The sequence below is a fragment of the Kribbella shirazensis genome (genome assembly GCF_011761605.1).
Lineage (GTDB): Bacteria > Actinomycetota > Actinomycetes > Propionibacteriales > Kribbellaceae > Kribbella > Kribbella shirazensis.
This window is the reverse complement of the sequence record NZ_JAASRO010000001.1, coordinates 2,546,785-2,568,577: the sequence shown is the minus strand read 5'-3', so window position 1 is coordinate 2,568,577 and position 21,793 is coordinate 2,546,785. Positions and strand designations below refer to the sequence as shown.

The window sequence follows — 21,793 nt, the reverse complement described above, 5'->3', positions numbered from 1 at the left end:
CCTCCAGAAGAACTCTCCGGAGGCGCCCTTGCAGTCAGCACCAGGTCGAGCGTGGCGGACCCGGGTCCGTTGCAGCGCCTCTCGGCCTGGACTCCACATGTTAGTGGCGTCACACCGTCCGCCAAGTGCGTCGTCCACATCTTAGGACGGTTGTTCAACTAGTGGATTCAGCCGGGCCGGAAGTGGCCCCGCTGAACGCCCACTGATTGGACCAGGTCTCGACGCGGAGTCCTCCCTAGGTTTGGTTCCCATGAGGATCTTCATCGCCGGTGCCACCGGTGCCGTCGGCCGCCGTCTCGTCCCGCTCCTGGTCACCCGAGGCCACGAGGTGACGGCCCTCAGCCGCCGGTCCCCGGCGGCCCGCGCGATCCCGGAGGCCGCGACCGGTACAGCCGGTGGCGTCAGGATCGTGGCCGGTGACGTGTACGACGCCGTACGCCTGCGCGAGGTGGTCGCCGCCGCGCGGCCGGAGGTGGTGATCCATCAGCTGACCGACCTGAGTTCCCGGGACTTCCCCGCGAACAACCGGATCCGTCGCGAAGGCACCCGCAATCTCGTCGACGCCGCGCTGGCTGCGGGTGTCCGACGGGTGATCTCCCAGAGCATCGCCTGGGCGTACGAGCCCGGCGCCGCACCCGCCGACGAATCCAGCTCGCTCGACCTGCACGCCACCGACGACACCCGCCGCGCGACAGTCGAGGCGGTGCACACCCTCGAGACGATCACCGCGGAAGCCCCCGAGTGGGTCGTGCTGCGCTACGGCATGCTCTACGGGCCCGACACCTGGTACACCCAGGGCGGTCTGATGGCCGACCTGGCCACCACCGGGCAACTGCCCCTCGGGCCCGACGTCACCAGCTTCCTTCACGTGGACGATGCCGTCGTGGCGGGCGCAGCCGCCCTCACCTGGCCCTCCGGTCCCGTCAACATCGTCGACGACACTCCCGTCCCTGCTTCCACCTGGGTCCCCGCCTTCACCAACTGGCTGAGCACCACACCGGGCGACGCCGCCCCGACGTACGCCGCCGCAGACAGTCCCCGCACTCCGTGGGCCCGTGGCGCCACCAACACCCGCGCCCGCGGCCTCGGCTGGTCCCCGACCCACCCGGCTTGCTTCTCCGACTGACCACGTCCCGCGAACAAAGATCGGGCCCGGGCACTCCGAGGGGGAGGAGCGCGCCGGGCCCGATGGACGGTCCGCTGCAGCGAGGGGTGGCGCTGGGGTCAGCGGACCGGGCCTTTGATGAGTTCGATGGTGGCCTTGTGGGACTGGCCGGCCTGGTCGGTCCAGCCGACCTCGACCTTGTCGCCGGGGTGCTGCTGGTTCAGGAGTTCGGAGAGGGTGTCCGGCGAGTCGACCGCGTGGCCGGCGAAGGAGGTGATCACGTCGCCGGCATCGAGACCGGCCTCGTCCGCATGTCCGTCGGTCACCACGTCACCGACGACCGCACCGCTCACGCCGGGGCTCGTCAGGATCGAGACGCCCAGCATCGCCGAGTCACCGATGTGTACCGCGTCCGACGCCTCGCCGTCCTGGATCTGGTCGGCGATGTCGAGCGCCTGGTTGATCGGGATCGCATACCCCTCGGCCGTGGTTCCGGTCCCGTTTCCCTGACCGTTGTCCTGCTCATTGCCCTGGCCGTTGCCGTTGCCTGAGTTGTCGCCGTTGCCGAACGGGAAGCCGGTGCCGTCGCCGTCACCCCAGGCGGCGGGTGTCGTGGCAGCGCTCTGGGTCGGCGTGCCCTGGCCGCCGTTGCTGGTGCTGCCGGCGACGTCGACGCCGATCACCTCGCCGTTCGCGTTCACCAGCGGGCCGCCGGAGTCGCCGGGCTGGATGTTCGCGTCGGTCTCGATCAGGTTGGTCAGGTTCTCCGGGTCCTGGCCGTTCTGGTCGGTCGCGGTGATCGACTCGTTCAGCCCGGTCACCTTCCCGGCCGCATAACTCGGATCGCCGCCGTCGCCGCCCGCGTTCCCGACGCCGACGACCTGGTCGCCGAGTTTCACCTTGCCGGAGTCGCCGGTCTTCGCGGTCTCCAGCCCGGAGGCGTCCTTCAGCTTCAGTACGGCGATGTCGTGCTCCTCGTCGTACCCGACGACGCTCGCGCTGTACGTCTTCCCGTTCCCGACGTTCCGCACGGTGATCGACGTCGCGCCTTCGATCACGTGATGGTTGGTGAGCACCTCGCCGTCGGAGGTCAGCACGATCCCGGTGCCGGCTGCTCGCGCGTTCTCGTACCCGAGCACGGCGTTGACGTCGACCAGTCCGGGCGACACCTTCGCCGCGACGGCCGCCGGGTCGAACGCCGTCTGCGACAGCCGCGCACTGTTCCCGCCGGCCCGCTGGTCGATGCCCCAGGCAACCGACCCGGCAACCAGTGCGGCCGCCAGCCCGAGCACTCCCGCCCCGAGCAACCGCCGACCCCGCCTCTTCCGCGGCTGCTGCGGCGGCCCGAACGGCCCGTACCCATACTGCTGGTACTGCGGACCGTACGGACCCTGCGGATACTGCGGATACTGCGGCCCCTGCTCGTTCATCTGCTGTCGTCCTCCTCGGCCAGTTCCCTCTGGTACGAGTAGAGCTCGCCAGACTGAGAACTCCATCGGGCCAGCCAATGAGTTAGCTGAGAATCCGCTCCACCGCCATGACCACGGCCCGGCGGCGCGCGGCCGCGTCCGGCAACTCGGTGCCCAGCTCCGGATTCATCGACGACCAACTGGTGGCGATCGCCTGGATCAGCGACAGCAGGCTGACCGGCGTGAACCGCCGCGGCACCACCCGCCGCCGCATCCCCTGCTGCAGCTCGTCCAGCCGGCTCTGGTTGACCGCGACGATCGCCTCCAACGGCCGACCCTCCGGGCGCTCGAGCCGGTACCAGACCGAGAGCCGCAGCCGGTCCGGGTGTGCCTCGAAGTAGTCGAACACCCGGCCCGCGTACGCCGGCAGATCGTCGGCGTCGAACCCGACCTCGTCGAGGTACTTGTCCAGCGACGCCTTGAACACCGCGTCGAACAGGTCGTCCTTGCTCCCGAAGTACGCGTACAGCATCGCCTTGTTGCACCCGGCCACCTCGGCGATCCGGCTCACCCGCGCGCCGCCGATCCCGCGGGCGGCGAACTCCTCGGTGGCCGCCTCCAGGATGCGCGCCCGGGTCCGGTCTGCGTTCCGTTGCTGCATGCGGCGAGCTTACAACCAACCGGTTGGTTGATTTCCAACCAACCGGTTGGTTAGATAGCCGTATCCAACCGTTCGGTTAGTTAGGAACGACATGAGCAAGATCTGGCTGGTCACCGGCAGCTCGCGCGGCCTGGGGCGCGCGCTGACCGAGGCGGTGCTGGCGGCGGGTGACCGCGTCGTCGCGACCGCCCGCACACCCGAGCAGCTCGGCGACCTGGTCACGAAGTACGGCGACCAGGTCCGGGCGACCGCCCTCGACGTCACGGACGCGGACGCGGCGCGGGCCGTCGTACGGACGGCGGTCGAGGAGTTCGGCGGGCTGGACGTGGTGGCGAACAACGCCGGCTACGCGAACAGCGCGTCGATCGAGGAGATGTCCGACGACGACTTCCGCGCACAGGTCGAGACGAATCTGTTCGGGGTGGTCAACGTGACGAAGGCGGCGCTGCCGGTGTTCCGCGAGCAGCGCGGCGGGCACTTCCTGCAGTTCTCGTCGATCGGCGGACGGGTCGGCGGGACGCCCGGGATGGGGGCGTACCAGACCGCGAAATTCGCCGTCGAGGGGTTCTCCGAGGTGCTGAACAACGAAGTACGGCCGTTCGGCGTGAAGGTGACGATCGTCGAGCCGGGTGGTTTCCGGACCGACTGGGGCGGTTCGTCGATGCAGCTCTACGAGGTGCACCCGGCGTACGCGTCGACCGTCGGCGAGATGCACCGGCTCCGGCAGGAGACCGACGGCAAACAGCCCGGCGATCCGGCGAAGGCCGCGCAGGCGGTCCTCGAGATCGTTGCCCTGGACAATCCGCCGCTGCGGCTGCTGCTCGGTAGCGACGCACTCAAGCTCGCGCAGGCCTCGTCGACCGCTCGCGCGGAGGAAGCCGCCGCTTGGGCGCACCTGACCACCTCGACGGACTTCAGCTGACCCACGGGGGCGTCGGCACCGGCCGGCCGACGCCCCGGGACGGTCACTTGCGGAGGTCGTGGAAGAAGGCGCGGACGTCGTTCAGCAGGAGGTCCGGCTGTTCCAGGGCGGCGAAGTGGCCGCCCACGTTGACGTCGTTCCAGCGGGTGATGTTGTTGGAGGTTTCGCAGTACCGGCGGATCGCGACGTCGTGGGCGAGGGCGAGGACCGCGGTCGGGACACCCGAGTTGGGGCGCGGCGCCCAGGAGCGCGGCTGGGCGTAGCCGATGTACGCCGCGGACCCGCCGGTGCCGGTCAGCCAGTAGAGCATCACGTTGGTGAGCAGCCGGTCCTTGCTGATGATTGCCTCGGGCAAGGTGTCGGCCGGATAGGTCCAGGCCTTGAACTTGTCCATGATCCAGGCCAGCTGCGCCACGGGCGAATCGACGAGTCCGTAGGCCAGCGTCTGCGGCCGGGTCGACTGGATCGAGATGTAGCCGAACTCGTCCTTCATGAACTGCGCGATCCGCGCCATCTTGTCCTGCTCCAACGGCGTCAGCGTCTGCAGCTCCTCGTCGGACAGCTGCAACGGCGGCAGGTTGGTCCCACCGTTGGTGTGTACGCCGACCACGTGCTCCGGAGCGGCCCGCCCCACCTCGGGTGACACGGACCCGCCGAGATCCCCGCCCTGGACGCCGTACCGCTCGTACCCGAGCCGGCTCATCAGCTCCGCCCAGACCCGCCCGATCCGCGGGAACGTCCAGTCACCGTCCGCGGTCGGCCCGGAGAACCCGAACCCGGGCAGTGCCGGGATCACGACATGGAACGCGTCCGCCGCGTCCCCGCCGTGCGCGACCGGGTCGGTCAGCGGGCCGATCAGGTCCAGGAACTCGACGATCGAGCCGGGCCAGCCGTGCGTCAGCATCAGCGGCAGCGCGTCCGGCTCCGCCGAGCGGACGTGCAGGAAGTGGATCTGCTGCCCCTCGATCTCGGTGGTGAACTGCGGGTACGAGTTCAGCTCCTTCTCGGCGGCACGCCAGTCGTACGACGTACGCCAGTAGTCGACGAGCGACGACAGCCAGGAGACCGGTACGCCGGTGCTCCAGTCGTCGCCGGGCAACGCCGCGGGAAGCCGGGTGCTCGCCAGCTTGGCAGCGAGGTCGTCGAGTGTGCTCTGCGGGATGTCGATGGTGAACGGCTTGATCATGTCTTCACTCTGACACCCGGTTAGGACAGCCCCAGTCCTAGGTGAGTGCCACACTGAAGAACATGATCGAAACCTCGGCGCGACTGCTCAAACTCCTCTCGCTCCTGCAGCAGCCCAAGGAGTGGAGCGGCGCCGCGCTGGCCGACGAGCTGGGGGTCGGGGTTCGCACGGTACGGCGGGACGTCGACAAGCTGCGCAACCTCGGCTACCCGGTCGACGCCGTACCCGGTGTGGCCGGCTACCGCCTCGGTGCCGGCGCCGCGCTCCCGCCTCTCCTGCTCGACGACGAGGAGGCCGTAGCGGTCGCCATCGGACTGCGGGCCGCGGCGACGGGAACAGTGGCGGGGACCGAGGAGTCGTCGGTGCGCGCGCTCACGAAGCTCGAACAGGTGCTGCCATCCCGGTTGCGGCACCGGATCGAGCTGCTCCAGCAGATCGCCGTCACCCCCGCGGGCGGTCCCTCGGTGCAACCCGACGTACTGCTGGCCGTCGCGGCCGCGTGCCGGGACCATCAGCAGCTGCGGTTCGACTACCGCAGCCACGACGGTACGGCGGCCAGGCGGAGGACCGAGCCGCACCGGCTCGTGCACACCGGGCGGCGGTGGTACCTGGTCGCGTGGGATCTGGAGCGCGACGACTGGCGGACGTTCCGCGTCGACCGGCTGGAACCGCGCATCCCGACCGGCCCGCGGTTCACGCCGCGCGAAGTACCCGACCTGGCGACGACGAACCGGGGCGTCGCGTACGGCGGCTACCGCCACCAGGCGCGGATCCTCGTGCACGCGCCGGCCGAGGAGGTCGCCGATCGGTACGGCCCGAACGTCGCGTCGGTGACCCCTGTCGACGACACGACGACACTGGTCGAGACCGGCGCCGACTCGCTCGATCAGCTCGCGCTGTACCTCGGCCTGCTCGGCCTCCCGTTCGAGATCCAGTCACCGCCTGAGCTGGTCGACCGTGTTCGCGAGCTGACCACCCGCCTGGCTGCGTCGATCGAGCGGGAATGACCGGTACCGTTCACCCCATGCAGGATCGGTACGTCGAGACCGTTCTGGGCCGGATCCGGTTGCGCGTCGACGGGTCCGGGCCCGCGATGCTGTTCTGGCCGAGCCTGTTGATGGACGGGACGCTGTGGTCCGCGCAGGCAGCGCATTTCGCGGACCGTTTCCAGGTGATCCTGGTCGATCCACCGGGGCACGGCGGGAGTGCGCCGCTGACCGGGCCGTTCAGCTTCGAGCAGTGCGCGGACGTGATCGTCGCGATCCTCGACGACCTCGACGTGCCGCGGGTGCACCTGATCGGCAACAGCTGGGGCGGGATGATCGGCGGAACGTTCGCGGCGCTGTACCCGGACCGGATCGGGATCGCCGTCCTGATGAACGCCACCGCGTCGCCGGCCGGCCGTCGGCAGCGGTTCGAGTACGGCGTGCTGACGTGGTCGGCGCAGCTCCTGGGCGGGATCCGCGGACCGCTCGCCGGGCCGGTGCGCGACGCCTTCCTGGGGCCCACCGCGAAACGCGAGAAGCCCGAGGTCGTTGCCACGGTCAACGAACTGGCACGGACGGTGAACGTCAGGTCCGGGATGTACGCCGTCACCAGCGTCGTCCCGCGCCGCCCCGACCAGCGGGCGCTGTTCGGCAGGATCCGTACGCCGGTGCTGGTGGTGGCCGCCGCCGAGGATCCCACGTTCCCGGTCGCCGAGACCGAGGAGATGGCCGATGCGATCCCGGGCGCGCGCTTCGTCGTACTCGAGCAATCCGCACACCTCGCGGCCCTCGAGTCGCCGCACGAGGTCAACGCCCTGATCGACGACTTCCTCGCCGACAACAGCTGATCTACCGCCGCGACGGGACCGCCGTGCGCGAGAGATCCGTGGCGACCACGATCTCGCCGGAGAACTCGGCGGCGGCCTCCTCGTGGAAGCGTTCGGGCTCCAGGTAGCGCTGGGAGAAATGCGTCAGGACGAGTTTCCGGACGCCGCACTCGGCCGCGACCCGGGCGGCCTGGCGCGCGGTGAGATGGCCGAAGCGACGGGCGAGCTCCGATTCCGGCGACAGGTACGTCGACTCGATCACCAGCAGGTCCGCGCGGTCGGCCAGCCGCAGGACGTTCTCGCACAACCGCGTGTCCATGACGAAGGCGAAGCGCTGGCCCGGCCTCACCTCGCTGACGTCCTCCACCCGCACGGTCCGGCCGTTCACCTCGAGCGATCCGGCGCGCTGGAGCTGCCCGACGGCGGGTCCCGTGACGCCGTACGCCGCGAGCTTGTCCGGCAGCATCCGGCGGCCGTCCGGCTCGATCAACTGGTAGCCGAACGACTCGATCGGATGCTCCAGGCGCCGCGCCCACAGCTGCCCGAACGACCCGACCGACAGCAGCCCGTCCTCCTCCACCGGCTCCTCGAGCAACTCGGCCCGCTCGAAGAACGACGCGGCGTACCGCAGCCGCGTGAAGTACTGCTGCCCGGACGCCGGATAGTGCGCCCGCACCGGATGCGGTAGGTCGTCCAGCGACAACCGCTGCACCACGCCCGGCACCCCGAGACAGTGGTCGCCGTGGAAATGCGTCACGCACAGCCGAGTGATCGCCCCGGCGGCGACGCCCGCGAAGATCATCTGCCGCTGCGTTCCCTCACCGGGATCGAACAGGAACCCCTCGTCGTCCCAGCGCAGGAAGTACCCGTTCTGCGTGCGTTCCCGGGACGGCACCTGGCTGCCGGTCCCGAGGACGACGAGCTCACGCAAGCGCAGCCACCAACGTCGACGACGACATGTTGCCGCCGCAGGAGACGACCGCGACGCGCTTCCCGGTCAGTTCGGTACGTCGTTCGCGCGCGGCCGCGAACGCCAGCGCGGCCGATCCCTCGATCAGCTGGTGCTCGGTGTCGATCACCATCCGCAGTGCGTCCCGGATCGCGTCCTCGGACACCAGCACCCAGTCGTCGGCCAGCTCACGGCACAGGTCGAACGTGATGCTCCCGGGCTCCACGCTGCCCGCCGTACCGTCCGACAACGTCTGCCGCGCGTCGACCTGCACGATCCGGCCGGCCCGCACCGACGCGGCCATCGCGTCGTCCACGGCCGGCTGCGCGCCGTACACCCGGATCCCCGGCAGGTGCTGCTTCAGGACGGCGGCGACACCGCTGATCAGCCCGCCGCCACCGACCGCCACCACGACCGCGTCCAGCGGCGACCCGGCGAGCTGCTCGACCATCTCGACCGCCACAGTCCCCTGCCCGGCGACGATCTCCGGGTCGTTGTACGGCGGAACGTACGTCAGCCCGTGCTCCGCGGCGTACGTGCGGGCCTTGAGCTCGAGGACGCCGGTGTCGTTGCCCTCGGCCCGTAGTTCGAGACCGAGCCGGCGGAGCGCGGCGACCTTGCCCGGTGCCGCGTTCTCCGGCAGGTACACGATGCCGTGACCGCCGAGCGTGGCCAGCGCGTTGCCGACACCGAGCCCGTGATTGCCGGTGGACGCGGTGATCACACCCGCCTCACGCTCCGCGTCGGTCAGCGTCAGGACCTTCGCGAGCGCACCGCGCGCCTTGAACGAGCCGGTGCGCTGCTGGTGCTCGCACTTCACCAGCAGCTCGGCGCCGAGGTCGTCGCTGAACGCGCCGTACCGCACGAACGGCGTCGGCGGCAGATGTTCCCGCAGCGCCGGAGCGATGCGCTCGGCGCGTTCGGCGACTGCCTCGGGCGTCATTTCACTCGGCCGGGCTGAGGCTGGTGCCGAGGGCCTGCCAGTCGAGAACCGGCGCGGCCAGCTTGCTGATCGTGGCCAGCAGGCCGAGGCGGGCGGCGCGGATCTCCGGCTCCTTCGCCATCACGAGGATCTCGTCGAAGAACGCGTTCACCGGATCGATCAGCACCGTCGCGGTCGTGACGAAGTCGCCCAGCCCGGTCGGCGCCTGCCCGATCTTCTGCACCGCCTCGTGCAGCACGACCTCCGCCGGCTCGGTCAGCTTGCTGGCGTCGTACTCCGCCTCGGTGCCTTCCGGAACGATCCGGCGCACCCGCTGGAGCACGGCGACCAGGTCGGCGAAATCGCTGTTGCCGACCAGACCCTGCAGTGCCTTCAGCGTCTCGTCCGCGGCGGCCGGAGCAGTTGCCAGCGGCAACACAGCGGCGACCTGGAGGTGGTCGTCACCACGGTCGAGCAGCTGCTGCTCGTAGCGCCGTACGGTGAACTCCGCGACCTCGTCCAGCGAGTCCGCCGGTACGTCGATCCCCTGGGCACCGATCTCGTCGGCCGCCGCCTTCAACCCGGCAGGCAGGGTGATCGCACGCAGCTCCGGGTGCTCGCGGAGGATCGCGACCACGCCGGCCGCGGCGCGACGCAGGGCGAACGGGTCCGAGCTACCGGTCGGCTTCGCACCCACACCGAACAGCCCGGCCAGCAGGTCGAACCGGTCGGCGAGCGCGAGCAGCGCGCCCGGCGTCGTCGACGGGACCGGGTCACCGGCCGACCGCGGCAGCTCCATGTCGTACAGCGCCTGCGCGACGGCCTCGGTCTCCCCGGCCCGCTTGGCGTACTCGCGGGCCATCGTCCCGGCCAGGCTGGTCAGCTCGACCACCATCTGCGAACCGAGGTCGAACTTCGCCAGCTCGGCCGACCGCCGCAGCGTGGACAGGTCGTCGCCGTCCAGGTCCACCTTCGCGGCGAGCGCGAGCGCGATCCGGCCGATCCGCCCGGCCCGATCGGCCATCGATCCGAGCCGCTCCTCGAAGGCCAGCTTCTCCAGCTCGCTCTTCATCGACTCCAGCGGCGTCTCCAGGTCGGCCCGCCAGAAGAACGCGGCGTCCTCGTAGCGCGCACGCAGGACCGCCTCGTTGCCGGCCCGCACCACGTCCTCGTCGACCGAACCGTTGGCCACGGCAACGAAATGCGGCAGCAGCTTGCCGTCACCGTCGCGCACCGGCAGGTAGCGCTGGTGCTTGCGCATCACGGTGGTGAGGATCTCGCTCGGCAGCTCGAGGTAGTCGGCCGCGAACCCGCCCAGGATCGGCGTCGGCTCCTCGATCAGGTTGACGATCTGGTCGACGAGCGCGGCCTCACCCTCGACGTCGACAGTGCCCTGGACCTTCGCGGACAGCTCGGCAGCCGCGTCCAGAATCGTGGCACGGCGACGTGCTGGATCGGCCTCGATGCCGTGGATCCGGAGCAGGTCCAGGTACCCCTCGGCCGACGCGATCTCGACCTTGGGCTGCGCGGCGGTCCGATGTACCCGCGTGGTCCGGCCGGCGGCGAGCGAGGACACCGACACCGGGACGATCTCGTCGCCGAGCAGCGCGACCAGCCAGCGGATCGGCCGGGTGAAGGACAGGTCCGCGTCGTTCCAGCGCATGTTCTTGTCCGAGCGGAGGCCGCGGACGATCTCGCTCAGTACGCCGCTCAGCACCTCGGCCGCGCCACGCCCCGGGTCGGGCTTGGTCACCGCGACGTACTCGACGCCGTCCACGTCCAGGTCGTGCAGCTCGCTGACGTCCACACCCTGACCGCGCGCGAATCCGGCGGCGGCCTTCGTGACGTTGCCGTCGGCGTCGTACGCGGCCGCCTTCCGCGGGCCCCGGACCACGCGCTCGGCGTCCGGCTCGCCGGCCTGCACCTCGGCGACGAAGGCGACGACCCGCCGCGGCGTCGCGTACGCGGTGATCCTGCCGTGCCCGAGGCGGGTCGCGGCCAGCTTCTCCTCCAGCGCCGTGCGCACCGCCTCGGCGGTCTTGGTGACCTCGGACGGCGGCATCTCCTCGGTGCCGATCTCGAAGGTCAGCTGCCGGGTCCCGGTGATCTTGGGGAACTCGGTCGGCTCCGGCGCGGCGTCGGGCAGCTGCGCCAGGCCGAGCGGGTGCTCGAGCTCGGTACGGCGTTCCGCCCAGAGCTGTGCGACCTCGCGGGCCAGCGTGCGCATCCGGCCGAAGGCCTTGGCGCGTTCCGTCGTACTCACGGCGCCGCGGGCGTCGAGGACGTTGAAGGTGTGCGAGCAGCGCAGCACCTGGATGTGCGCCGGCACCGGGAGTCGCGCGTCGAGCATCCGGCGGGCCTCGTTCGCGTACTCCTCGAACAGCCGCTTCTGCGACTCCACGTCCGCGTCGTCGAGGTAGTAGCGGCTCATCTCATACTCCGCCTGGCCGAACGCCTCGCCGTACGAGATCTCCGGGGCGTAGGCGATGTCCTTGAAGTGCGAGACGCCCTGCAGCGCCATCATGATCCGCTCGATGCCGTAGGTGATCTCCACCGACACCGGGTCGAGCGTCATCCCGCCGGCCTGCTGGAAGTACGTGAACTGGGTGATCTCCAGCCCGTCCAGCCAGACCTCCCAGCCGAGCCCCCAGGAGCCGGTCGCCGGGTTCGCCCAGTTGTCCTCGACGAACCGGACGTCGTGCGCGTCGATGTCGATGCCGAGCGCGGTCAGGCTGTCCAGGAACAGCTCCTGCGGGTTGCCCGGGTCCGGCTTGAGCACCACCTGGAACTGGGTGTGGGTCTGCAGGCGGTTCGGGTTCTCGCCGTAGCGGCTGTCGTCCGGCCGCACACTCGGCTCGACGTACGCCACCCGCCACGGCTCGGGACCGAGCACCCGCAGGATGGTCGCCGGGTTCAGCGTCCCGGCACCGACCTCGGTGTTGAACGGCTGCACGATCATGCAGCCCCGATCGGTCCAGTACTTCGTCAGCGCGAGCAGCGCGTCCTGCATGGTGAGCACAACAAACCTCATGCCATCTTCGGGGGTGTTCCGGCAGAGCGAAGTCTATTCGCCCCGCCCGGGTGCTACTCCACGCAGGACCACCACCGCGCTGAGTCACCGCCTGAGTCACCGCCCCCTGAACCACCCGGCCGCGCGGGCTACCAGGGCGGCGGCTGCTTCGCGGTCGCCTGGATGACCCCGTTGCCGCAGCGTGACGGCCAGCTCGCGGGCGCTCGCGGCGGCGAACGGCCAGAACTCGGCCGACTCGTTGCGCCGCAGCGCCCCGTCCAGGTGCCGGACGGCGCCGTCGAGGTCACCACTTGTCCGGGCGAGCAGCCCGAGGTGATGCCCCACGAAACCTGTCATCGTGATCCCGGTGCCGCCAATCGCGACGCGATCCTCGTAGGGCGCCAGCTGATCGCGGAGGTCCTGTGCGGCCTCTGCTGATCCGAGCGACGACCAGAGCTCGGCCCGGATCGTCAGCTGCGTCAACCACAGGTAGTCCGCCGGCACCTCGGGCTGCTGTCGCCAAGGACCGAGGCCGGCACGTGCGTCCTCGACTCGACCGGCGCTCACCAACGCCAGCGCATGCCAGTCCCGCAGCAACGCCAGGCCCGACGAGGCGGCGGCCTCGGCGAGCACCGGTTCGATCGACGGCAACGTGCGCCGGGTCAGATTGAGCGTCGCCGCGAGAGCCATCGGGACGGTGGATGCGCCCGCCAGCGTCGTCCCCGCATGAAACTCGTACGCCGCCGCGACGGCCCGTTCGGCCTCCTCGAACCGGCCACGAGCCACGGCCACGATCGCGTCGGCCCAGGCGAGCGCCACCAGTACGGGCGCCAGCGAGTACGTCTCGGCGACCGTCCGGGCACGCTGGTAGTCCCGCAGGCCGGCAGAAAGATCGCCGGACTCGATCTCGTCCCGGCCACGGAAGACAAGGGCCCGAGCGACCGCTACCGGATCGTCGGCTCCCTCAGCCAGCTCGACCAGCTCGCGAGCAGCGGACAACCGCTCGGCCAGCAGATGCGGACGCTCGTAGGCGACATGCCGGAGTTCGAGAATCCTCGCCAGATCCTGCGGACTGCCGAACGCCCGGGCGAGCGACTCCGCCTCGGTCGAGACGGCAACCGCCCGCTCGGCCGCATCCGGGCTGTAGTAGAGCTCCGCCGCGAGAGTCGCCAGCAGGAGGGCGCGTATCGCCTCATGACCCGGGGGAAGCTCTCGAAGGAGCCGTTCGATCAGGGCGACACCGGCGAAGTCGACCACCTGGTACTCGCGCCAGCTCCAGATCCCGTCGGCGGTGATCGCCAGCGCTGCTCGCGCCGCCGCGACCACATCGCCGGCGGCAAGGGCGACGTCTGCCGCCTCTTGGGCAGCCGACCATGCCTGCAGGTCATGCCCAGCGCGCTTCCGTGCAAGCGCGAGCGCGACCAGTACCTCGTACCGTTCCGTGGCCGAAGCCGTGCTGTCACGCGACAGCGACGCCAACGCCTGGTCCTGGAGGCGAGCAGCCTCAGCAGGAGCGGGTTGCCGGGCGGCGATTTCTGATGCGCGTACTGCGTGGGTCCAGGCGGAGCGCGCATGGTCAGGGCCGGCGTGCCCGTGGTGATATGCCAGCTCGGCCGACCGTGTCCGGCCAGACCGCTGCTCCATCAGACCGGCGAACGCAGCGTGCAGCCGACGGCGCCGTCCCGGGAGCAGGCGGGCGTAGACCGCCTCGCGAACCAAGGCGTGCGTGAAGCGATATTCGGTGCCGTCAGCAACGATCAGGCCGGCCAGGAGTGCGGCCTCGGTGGCGGCCGTCGCCGCGTCGGCGGTCAGCCCCGACGCCGCCTCGACCAGGTCGAGGTCGAACGTCGCGCCGTACGCCGCGGCCGCGGCCAGCAACCGCTCCACATCGTGGGGTAACTGGGCGATTCGCTGACGGACCACGTCGTGAACCCCGTCCGGAACCTCCAGAGCGGCCGCACCAGGCTCCGTCAGCTGCCGCTGGTCTGCCAGCAACCGGATCAGCTCACCGACGAAGAAGGGGTTGCCGTTCGTCCGCTGCGCCAGCACAGCGGCGACTGCTGGAGGCAGGTCGACGTCGCGATCGAGCTTGGCGTAAGCGCGGATGCCGTCCTCGTCCAGCCCGCGAAGACCGATGCGGACGAGACCCGAGCGGGCAAGATCGGCCAGGGTGTCGGAGACTTCCGGCGTGATGTCCGCCTGAGCGTCGCGACTCGTCAGCACCAGCAGAACCGGCAGCCCCGCCACCATCGGCCCGAGCCGCCGTACCAACCGGAGACTGTCGCCGTCCGCCCGATGCAGGTCGTCGAGAACGAGCAGAGTCGGCCCAGCATTCCGCAACAGTGCAGCGGTCCCCTGGGCCGCGCGAAACGCCACCGCGTTCGCATCCAGCACCGGCAGGTCCGCAGCCGCGTCCAGCCTCTGCCCACCCGCAACCACGCCGAGCGGCGGCTGCGCCGAGGTGTCGCCGCTGCCTGTCAACGGTCCCAACGCCTGCGACCACGGCCACAAGGCGGGAGCTCCGGCACTCTCCTCGCATCTCCCCCAGCCGGTCTTGAGGCCCATCGCCGCGGCCGTCGCGGTCAGGACGCTGGCCAGACCGGTCTTGCCGATGCCCGGTTCACCAGTCACCAGGACGACGCTCCCCCGCCCTGCGGCCGCATCGACCAGGTGTGCCGCCAGCTGAGCCAACGGCTCGTCCCTGCCGACCAACTCGATCTGCCCCGTGCTCGGCTTGTCCGCCGTTCGGCGGACGGTGAGGCGGTCGGCTGCGGCGGAGGCGCCGTGTTCGAGGGCCGGGTCGTGGTTGAGGATCGCCTGTTCCAGGCGGCTCAGCTCGGGGCCGGGATCGAGGCCGAACTCGTCGGCGAGAACGCGTTCGGCCCGGCGCACCGCGTCCAGCGCCGCAACCTGGCGTTGGGATCTGTACAGCGCGACCGCGAGCAGGCACCAGGCTGTCTCGCGCAGTGGGTGGGCCGCGACAACTCGCTCGATCTCGCCCACCAGCTGCTCATGGCCGCCCAGCGCGAGATCCGCGCGGAAGCGGTCCTCGGCCGCGAGGAGCCCGAGTTCTGTCAGCCTGCGGGCCTCGGCCGCCAGGGCGGGCGCGGCCGCGGCGAGGTCGGCGTACGGTTCACCACGCCACAGACCGGCCGCGGATTCGAGCAACTCACGCGCTCGGGCGGGATCGCTCGCCAGCATCGCGCGGCCTGCCCTCGCCAAGTCCTCGAACTCAGCCGCATCGACCTGGAGCGGGCCGGTTGCCAGGCAGTAGCCGGGTGGGTTGGTGAGGAGAAGACGGGGCGCTGCCCGGGCAGGGCGGTCGGGTTCGAGGATGCGGCGGAGGTTCGCCACGTAGGACTGGATCGACACGTGGACCTTGGGCGGCGGGTCCTCGCCCCACAGTTCGTCGACGAGGCGGCCCACCGAAACGACCCTGCCGCCGGACGCGAGCAGCAAGCCGAGCAGGGCGCTCTGCTTCTGGCTACCGAGCTGAACCAGCCCCCCGTCGGCATCGAGAGCCTCGACCGGCCCCAACACCTGAAACCGCACCCCCTGACGGTAACCGCGTCACCTCCGGTTGTCAGCGCACCGGCCGTCCAAGCCGACTCCAAGTGATTCCCAAGAGCGCGGCCGCAGGCTCGGATCAGCCAAGCAGAGGGGCAGGGACATGACAGACCACACCACACATCAGCAACGACTCCACGGACCAGGCCTCACGGACGTACGGATGATGAAGGTGGCGCACAGCAGCTTCCGTCGGGAGCTCGGGCTGAGCCCGGCGGCGGTGCGCGGAGTGCGGGCCGGCGACCAGCGGCGGACCACCACGGTGGCGGACCACGTCGACCTGTTCCTCTCCCTGCTCCATCATCACCACACCATCGAGGACGACCTGTTGTGGTCGGCCCTGCTCACGCGGGTCCCACAGGAGCTCGCGCCGCTGGTGCACGTGATGGAGAGCCAGCACGAGCAGGTCGCGGACCACTTGCACCTTGCCCACCAGGCGCTGGACAGGTGGCGGCGTACGGCATCGGGCGCTGATGGCGAGATGCTTGCCGAGCTCCTCGCCGAGTTGTGCACGGCACTGTTCGAGCACCTGCACGCGGAAGAAACGCACCTGCTGCCGATCATGGTCCAGCACCTCACCGCGGCGGAGTGGGAGGAGTTCACCGACCAGGGCATGTCTTCGATCCCGAAGCGGATGATGCTTCTGGGCTTCGGAATGATGCTCTACGAAGGCGATCCGGACGTCATCGCGCTCGAGCTCCGCAAGCTCCCCGCACCCCTACGCCGCCTGCTGCCGCCCCTCGGACGCCGGGCGTACCGCCGGTACGCCCGCCGCCTCCACGGAACCCCGGCGCCGCAACGCGGTGCCGGTGTCCCCGCATGACCAATCTCAACTGTTGACCAATCTCAACTCTCGAGGAGTCCTACCATGAGCTCGGACACCATCCCCACCGTCGACCTCGTCGCCGCCCGCACCAGGAACGAGGAGGTTTGGCGACGCTCCAGCGCATTGCTGTTCGCCGGCGACATCGACTCGTTCATCACGTACTGGTGCGAGGACGGCCGCTACGAGGCGGCTCTGCCGGTTCCCGGCCTGCCGCCGGTCCTGACAGGTCACGGTGAACTCCACGCCGCCTTCACCGGGTTCGTCACCGGCGCCCGCAGCATCGCCGTTCACGACTTCCGGTTCCACCAGACCGACGATCCCGAGGTCGCGGTCGTCGAGGAGCGCATGGTGGCCGAACTCGTCACCGGCGACAGGTACGAGAATCGGCTCGCCATCCGCGTGACGTTCCGAGACGGCCGGATTGCGGAGCTGCTCGAGTACTACGGCCAGTTCGCCCACCAGGAACTGCTCCGCAAACTCGGCTTCGCCGCTTGATCGCCGGCTGTTGTCGGCCGTAGGCGGACGAGCCGGACGTGTCTACTATCGGCGGGTGACGGTTACGGATGCGCGCGGGGCGGTCGACGCGGTTTGGCGGATCGAGTCGGCGCGGATCATCGCGGGTGTGGCCCGGATCGTGCGGGACGTCGGGCTCGCGGAGGAGCTGGCGCAGGACGCGCTGGTGGCGGCGCTGGAGCAGTGGCCGGAGGTCGGCGTACCGAACAATCCCGGCGCCTGGCTGATGGCGATCGCCAAGCGGCGCGCGATCGACCTGATCCGGCGCAAGGAGACGTACCAGCGCAAGCTCGCCGAGATGGGCCACGAGCTCGAGATCGACGGCGACAGCGTGGAGGATGATGTCGAGGCGATCCTCGAGGACCATATCGAGGACGACCTGCTGCGGCTGGTGTTCACCGCCTGCCACCCGGTGCTCACGATGGACGCCCGAGTGACGCTGACGCTCAAACTGCTCGGCGGCCTGAAGACCGACGAGATCGCCCGCGCGTTCCTCGCCCCGGAGGCGACCATCGCGCAGCGCATCGTCCGGGCCAAGCGCAACCTGGCCAAGGCCGGCGTCGAGTTCGAGGTGCCGTCCGGGCCGGAGCTCCTGGAGCGGACGTCGTCGGTGCTCGAGGTCGTCTATCTGATCTACAACGAGGGGTACTCCGCGACGGCCGGCGACGACTGGATGCGCCCGGCGCTGTGCAACGAGGCGATGCGGCTGGGCCGGCTGCTCGTGGAGCTGATGCCGGCCGAACCCGAAGTACTCGGCCTGCTCGCCCTGATGGAGCTGCAGTCGTCGCGGGCGAACGCGCGGATCGGCGCGGACGGCGAGCCGGTGCTGCTGCTCGACCAGGACCGGCGGCGCTGGGACCGGCTGCTGATCCGTCGCGGACTCGAAGGCATCGAGCGTGCGTGGGCCCTGGAGAAGCCGCCCGGCCCGTACCTCCTGCAGGCCGCGATCGCCGCCTGCCACGCCCGCGCCACCGACCCCGAGGACACCGACTGGGCCCGGATCGCCGGGCTGTACGCCGTCCTCGCCCAGGTCACGCCGTCACCGGTCGTCGAGCTGAACCAGGCGGTCGCGATCTCGATGGCGTTCGGCCCGGAGCGCGGGCTGCAGGCGGTCGACCTGCTCGCGGACGACCCTTCCTTGAAGGACTACCACCTACTGCCGAGCGTCCGCGGCGACCTGCTGTTCAAGCTCGGCCGCCTCGACGAGGCCAGGGCGGAGTTCGAGAAGGCGGCGGCGCTCACCCGTAACGAACGCGAACGCAAGCTTCTCCTGGAGCGCGCGGCCGACTGCTGAGTACTCGGGCCCTGCTGGTGCCTACTTGTGCCGGCGCGCCATCCAGGCCATCGCGCCGACGCCGAGAGCGACGGCTCCACCGACGGCGGCGGTCGCCTTCGGGTGCCGCCTGCCGATCGCCGGCAGGTCCTTCATCGTCCCCGGAACCTGCTTCATCGCACCCGGAACCTGCTTCATCGCACCCGGAACCTGCTTCATCGCGCCGGGGACCTGCTTCATCGTGCCCGGGACCTGCTTCATCCGCTGGCCGGCCTGTCCGGCGGCGCCCGAGACGCGATGCCCGGCGTTCCCCGCGGTCTCCTTCATCCGGTGCGGCACGTTCAGCCGGCGGGTGAGTTCCTGGACGGTGTCGGCGAGGTGCTGCCTGGTGTGCTCGAGATCCTCCCGGAGCGTCTCGCGCTCCGTCATCGGTTCCCGATGCGTGGCGTTCTTCGTCGTGGTCATGGGGTGCTCTTCCCTTCCGGCTGGTGTCCTTTGAGGGCTTCCAGATCCTCGTGCACGCCGTCGACGGCACGTTGCGGAACGGGCGGAGTCGCACGGGTGACATGCCGCTTGCCGAGCAGGGCGGCGACAGCGGCGATCGCGAACAGCACCACGGCGACGATCAGGGCGGACAACCAGGCGGGCAACGCGGTCGCGAGCCCGAGAACCGCCGCCGCGATCAGTACGCCCAGGCCGTACAGCGCGAGCGCCCCGGAACCGCCGAACAACCCGGCACCGACCCCGGCTTCCTTGCCCTTCTCCTTCAGCTCGACCTTGGCCAGCTGCATCTCGTCCCGCACCAACTGGCTGAGGTCCCGGGTCACGTCGCTCACGAGCGCACCGACGTTCACGTTCTGACCGTTCAGCTGGCGCTGCAGCTCGCCGTTCGGTCCGGCCTCGTGCCGGACCATCTCCGGACGTGTCGTCATAACCGCCTCCCGTGCTGGTTGCGGCCCCGGTACCCAGACGGCCGCTGCGCTACGCGTACGCCACGATCCGGAGTGATCTGCGTCACACGCTGTCGAGGGCTCTTCGCCACGCTCGACGCAGGGGTGACATCGTCACCGAGCAAGGAGGAAGAACATGGGCACCGTGGTCTCGAAGGACGGCACCGCCATCGCCTACGACCGGCGCGGCAGCGGCCCGGCGCTGGTCCTCGTCGACGGCGCGCTGTGCTCCCGCGCGCAGGGCCCGCTGCCCGACCTCGCCGAGGCGCTCGCGGACCGGTTCACCGTCTACAACTACGACCGGCGCGGGCGCGGCGAGTCCGGTGACGCGGCCGAGTACGCGGTGGATCGCGAGATCGAGGACCTGGCCGCGGTGATCGAGGAGGCCGGCGGGTCGGCGTACGTCTACGGCACGTCCTCCGGCGCAGCGCTCGCACTGCGGGCCGCGGCGGCCGGGCTGCCGATCGAGAAGCTGGTCGCGTTCGAGCCGCCGTACGTCGTCGACGACAGCCGCAAACAGATCCCGCGGACCTGGGTCGCGGACCTGCGGGCGCTGGAGCCGGGCGACGCGATCAAGTACTTCTTCACCAAGGGCATCGGACTGCCCGGGTTCGTCGTCACGATGATGAAGCTGATGCCGGCCTGGAAGGCGATGACGGCGATCGCGCACACGCTGCCGTACGACGCCCAGGTGCTCGACGGGAACTGCTTCGGCGACCCGATGGACGCGGAGCAGTGGGTGCCGATCCAGCAGCCGGTGCTGGTGGTGAACGGCGGGAAGAGCCCGGGCTGGATGAGGACGTCGACCCGGGCGCTCGCGGAGGCGGTACCGGGCGCCGCGCACACCGAGGTACCGGGTCAGAACCACATGATCAAGACCGCGGCGATCGCCCCGGTCATCGCGGACTGGTGCAGATGAACCGCCAGGCCATCACAATCGCGCCCGCCCGCCCCGCCTGAGCGGGAACGGGCAGGCGCGACGGAATCGTGATGGCCTGGGCGTCTGCCGGAATCAGCCTCTGGTGATCACGCGGGGGTGATGAGGGCGCCGGCGCCGGAGCGGGCGGCGTCGAAGCGGGCCTGGGCGTCGGCCCAGTTGACGACGTTCCACCAGGCCTTGACGTAGTCGGGCTTCACGTTCTTGTACTGCAGGTAGAACGCGTGCTCCCACATGTCCAGCATCACGATCGGGATCTGCCCGGCCGGCAGGTTGCCCTGCTGGTCGTACAGCTGGTGGACCAGGAGCCGGCCCGCCACCGCGTCCCAGCCGAGGATCGCCCAGCCGGAGCCCTGGATGGTCGTGGCGCTGGCGGTGAAGTGGGCCCGGAAGGCGTCGAACGAACCGAAGAACTCGTCGAGCGCGGCACCCAGCTCGCCGTCCGGCTTGTCGCCACCCTCCGGCGACAGGTTCTTCCAGAAGATCGAGTGGTTGACGTGCCCGCCGAGGTTGAAGGCGAGCGACTTCTCCAGCCCGACGATCGCCCCGAAGTCGTCCTTCTCGCGGGCCGCGGCCAGCTTCTCGAGGGTGTCGTTCAGACCCTTCACGTAGGTCGCGTGGTGCTTGTCGTGGTGCAGCTCCATGATCTCGCCGGCGATGCTCGGCGCCAGTGCGCCGTAGTCGTAGGGGAGGTCGGGAAGCGTGTACGTGGTCAACTCTGCTCCTTCGTCGGGGCCCGCCGGGGGCCGATATCTCCGATGTCCTGTTTCAGCGGCACCAGCTTGAAACTTCAACCACGGTTGAGGTCAAGCCGCCACGCGGGCGACGCGCTCGACCAGTGCCCGATGCGACCGCGTTCGACACCCGCGCACCCACCGGACACCCCCAGCTTCACATACTGCACCCGACGACCCACGAGCGAGTCTCACATGGGCTGATCGAGGACCTTCAGTTCGGTGCGGAGGGCCTCGGCGAAGACGTCCGGGTGGTCGGCGAAGCCGGTGTGGTCGCCGGGGAACCGGGTCGGCTCGACGCCCAGCCCGGCGGCGAGCGCGGTGGACGTCCGGTCGCAGAGCTGACCGGTGGATTCCTCGCCGATGCCGACGACCACGGTGACCTCACGACTGACCTCGCGCAGCGTGCCGAAGTCCGGCAGCCAGGTGATCGACTCCCGCATCTCGTGCCCGAACCAGAACTGCTCCGTGGCCACCTGCTCGGGGTCCCGCTCGCCGCCGAACATCATCTCCAGCATCTCGTCGGGCAGCTCGATGTTCGCCAGCGCGAAGAACTGCTTCCACGCGCCGGTCACGTCACCGGCGAGGTAGTCGGCCATCAGCTTCTCCGACTTCGCGAGCACCTCCTCCGCGTCCGGCAGCAGCCGGTCGAGCGGCGGCTCGTGGGCGATCACGGCGCGCACCACGTCCGGGTGGTGCTGCGCCAGTGCGAGTGCGCTGACCGCTCCGCCGCTCGACCCCAGTACGACGGCCGGCCCGGCGTCGACGTGCCGGATCAGCCTCGCCAGGTCGTCCGCCCGCTGCTCGGGCCGCGACGTACCGCCCGGATCGAGCTTGCTCCGCTTCACCCCGCGCGGATCGAGTGTCAGGACGGTGTGATCCGCCGCCAGCAGCTCGGCCAGCGGCGCGAACGCGTCCGCGTCCATCGGGGCGCCGACCAGGACCAGCAACGGTCCTGATCCGCGCACCTCGTAGTACAGCTCTGCCCCGGGAACCTTCAGTGTGTTGTTCATGGC

The 21,793-nt window shown here is 70.2% G+C and carries 19 protein-coding genes and 1 riboswitch; of the genes, 8 read left to right on the top strand and 11 right to left on the bottom strand.

What is annotated here, in order from left to right:
• Window positions 1-13: 13 nt before the first annotated feature.
• Window positions 14-89, bottom strand: a riboswitch (S-adenosyl-L-homocysteine riboswitch).
• Window positions 90-250: 161 nt separating this feature from the next.
• Complete coding sequence (locus tag BJY22_RS12605) at window positions 251-1,126, top strand: NAD-dependent epimerase/dehydratase family protein (protein WP_167206396.1); 876 nt, start codon at window positions 251-253, stop codon at window positions 1,124-1,126.
• 98 nt (window positions 1,127-1,224) lie between these two features.
• Here the strand turns inward: BJY22_RS12605 and BJY22_RS12600 are convergent, their stop codons facing one another.
• Together BJY22_RS12600 and BJY22_RS12595 are read right to left on the bottom strand one after the other, a co-directional pair.
• On the bottom strand, window positions 1,225-2,535 hold the full coding sequence (locus BJY22_RS12600; RefSeq protein WP_202891087.1) for a S1C family serine protease: 1,311 nt from the start codon (window positions 2,533-2,535) through the stop codon (window positions 1,225-1,227).
• A gap of 82 nt (window positions 2,536-2,617) precedes the next feature.
• Complete coding sequence (locus BJY22_RS12595) at window positions 2,618-3,175, bottom strand: TetR/AcrR family transcriptional regulator (RefSeq protein ID WP_167206393.1); 558 nt, start codon at window positions 3,173-3,175, stop codon at window positions 2,618-2,620.
• Between the two features lie 91 nt (window positions 3,176-3,266).
• Between BJY22_RS12595 and BJY22_RS12590 the strand changes: the two genes are divergently transcribed.
• Window positions 3,267-4,097 (top strand): oxidoreductase, encoded by an 831-nt coding sequence (locus BJY22_RS12590; RefSeq protein WP_167206391.1) that lies wholly within the window; start codon window positions 3,267-3,269, stop codon window positions 4,095-4,097.
• 43 nt (window positions 4,098-4,140) lie between these two features.
• Here the strand turns inward: BJY22_RS12590 and BJY22_RS12585 are convergent, their stop codons facing one another.
• Window positions 4,141-5,283 (bottom strand): epoxide hydrolase family protein, encoded by a 1,143-nt coding sequence (locus BJY22_RS12585; RefSeq protein WP_167206389.1) that lies wholly within the window; start codon window positions 5,281-5,283, stop codon window positions 4,141-4,143.
• Between the two features lie 62 nt (window positions 5,284-5,345).
• Between BJY22_RS12585 and BJY22_RS12580 the strand changes: the two genes are divergently transcribed.
• The gene (locus BJY22_RS12580) at window positions 5,346-6,290 is read left to right on the top strand and encodes a helix-turn-helix transcriptional regulator (protein WP_167206387.1); all 945 of its coding nucleotides are present in this window, start codon (window positions 5,346-5,348) and stop codon (window positions 6,288-6,290) included.
• 17 nt (window positions 6,291-6,307) lie between these two features.
• Window positions 6,308-7,117 (top strand): alpha/beta fold hydrolase, encoded by an 810-nt coding sequence (locus BJY22_RS12575; RefSeq protein ID WP_167206385.1) that lies wholly within the window; start codon window positions 6,308-6,310, stop codon window positions 7,115-7,117.
• A gap of 1 nt (window position 7,118) precedes the next feature.
• On the opposite strand, the gene BJY22_RS12570 is transcribed toward BJY22_RS12575, so the two are convergent.
• From BJY22_RS12570 to BJY22_RS12555, 4 genes are all read right to left on the bottom strand, one after another.
• The gene (locus BJY22_RS12570; RefSeq protein WP_202891086.1) at window positions 7,119-8,027 is read right to left on the bottom strand and encodes a ribonuclease Z; all 909 of its coding nucleotides are present in this window, start codon (window positions 8,025-8,027) and stop codon (window positions 7,119-7,121) included.
• Complete coding sequence (locus BJY22_RS12565; protein WP_167206383.1) at window positions 8,020-8,988, bottom strand: pyridoxal-phosphate dependent enzyme; 969 nt, start codon at window positions 8,986-8,988, stop codon at window positions 8,020-8,022. The genes BJY22_RS12570 and BJY22_RS12565 overlap by 8 nt, the downstream gene beginning before the upstream one ends.
• A gap of 1 nt (window position 8,989) precedes the next feature.
• Entirely contained in the window at window positions 8,990-11,998 is a 3,009-nt protein-coding gene (locus BJY22_RS12560; RefSeq protein WP_238350350.1) for a glycine--tRNA ligase, read from the bottom strand.
• A 96-nt stretch (window positions 11,999-12,094) separates the two neighbouring features.
• Entirely contained in the window at window positions 12,095-15,529 is a 3,435-nt protein-coding gene (locus BJY22_RS12555; RefSeq protein WP_167206381.1) for a BTAD domain-containing putative transcriptional regulator, read from the bottom strand.
• Between the two features lie 118 nt (window positions 15,530-15,647).
• Between BJY22_RS12555 and BJY22_RS12550 the strand changes: the two genes are divergently transcribed.
• From BJY22_RS12550 to BJY22_RS12540, 3 genes are read left to right on the top strand one after another with little or no spacing between them, the layout of a single operon-like run.
• Window positions 15,648-16,367: a hemerythrin domain-containing protein gene (locus BJY22_RS12550; protein ID WP_167206379.1), complete on the top strand. Its 720-nt coding sequence runs from the start codon at window positions 15,648-15,650 to the stop codon at window positions 16,365-16,367.
• Between the two features lie 45 nt (window positions 16,368-16,412).
• The gene (locus tag BJY22_RS12545) at window positions 16,413-16,865 is read left to right on the top strand and encodes a nuclear transport factor 2 family protein (RefSeq protein ID WP_167206377.1); all 453 of its coding nucleotides are present in this window, start codon (window positions 16,413-16,415) and stop codon (window positions 16,863-16,865) included.
• Between the two features lie 55 nt (window positions 16,866-16,920).
• A complete protein-coding gene (locus tag BJY22_RS12540; RefSeq protein WP_167206375.1) occupies window positions 16,921-18,177 on the top strand; it encodes a sigma-70 family RNA polymerase sigma factor in 1,257 nt (418 codons plus the stop codon).
• Window positions 18,178-18,198: 21 nt separating this feature from the next.
• On the opposite strand, the gene BJY22_RS12535 is transcribed toward BJY22_RS12540, so the two are convergent.
• Together BJY22_RS12535 and BJY22_RS12530 are read right to left on the bottom strand one after the other, a co-directional pair.
• Window positions 18,199-18,621, bottom strand: a complete 423-nt coding sequence (locus tag BJY22_RS12535) for a DUF3618 domain-containing protein (RefSeq protein WP_167206373.1) — start codon at window positions 18,619-18,621, stop codon at window positions 18,199-18,201.
• Window positions 18,618-19,088 (bottom strand): phage holin family protein, encoded by a 471-nt coding sequence (locus BJY22_RS12530; protein WP_167206371.1) that lies wholly within the window; start codon window positions 19,086-19,088, stop codon window positions 18,618-18,620. Before BJY22_RS12530 ends, BJY22_RS12535 begins: the two co-directional genes overlap by 4 nt.
• Before the next feature lie 154 nt (window positions 19,089-19,242).
• On the opposite strand from BJY22_RS12530, the gene BJY22_RS12525 reads away from it, so the two are divergent.
• A complete protein-coding gene (locus BJY22_RS12525; protein ID WP_167206369.1) occupies window positions 19,243-20,025 on the top strand; it encodes an alpha/beta fold hydrolase in 783 nt (260 codons plus the stop codon).
• Between the two features lie 107 nt (window positions 20,026-20,132).
• Here BJY22_RS12525 and BJY22_RS12520 read toward each other — a convergent pair whose 3' ends face one another.
• Window positions 20,133-20,759 carry a superoxide dismutase gene (locus BJY22_RS12520; protein WP_167206367.1) on the bottom strand — a complete coding sequence of 209 codons (627 nt, stop codon included), beginning with the start codon at window positions 20,757-20,759 and terminating at the stop codon, window positions 20,133-20,135.
• A 209-nt stretch (window positions 20,760-20,968) separates the two neighbouring features.
• Complete coding sequence (locus tag BJY22_RS12515) at window positions 20,969-21,790, bottom strand: alpha/beta fold hydrolase (RefSeq protein WP_167206365.1); 822 nt, start codon at window positions 21,788-21,790, stop codon at window positions 20,969-20,971.
• Window positions 21,791-21,793 lie beyond the last annotated feature (3 nt).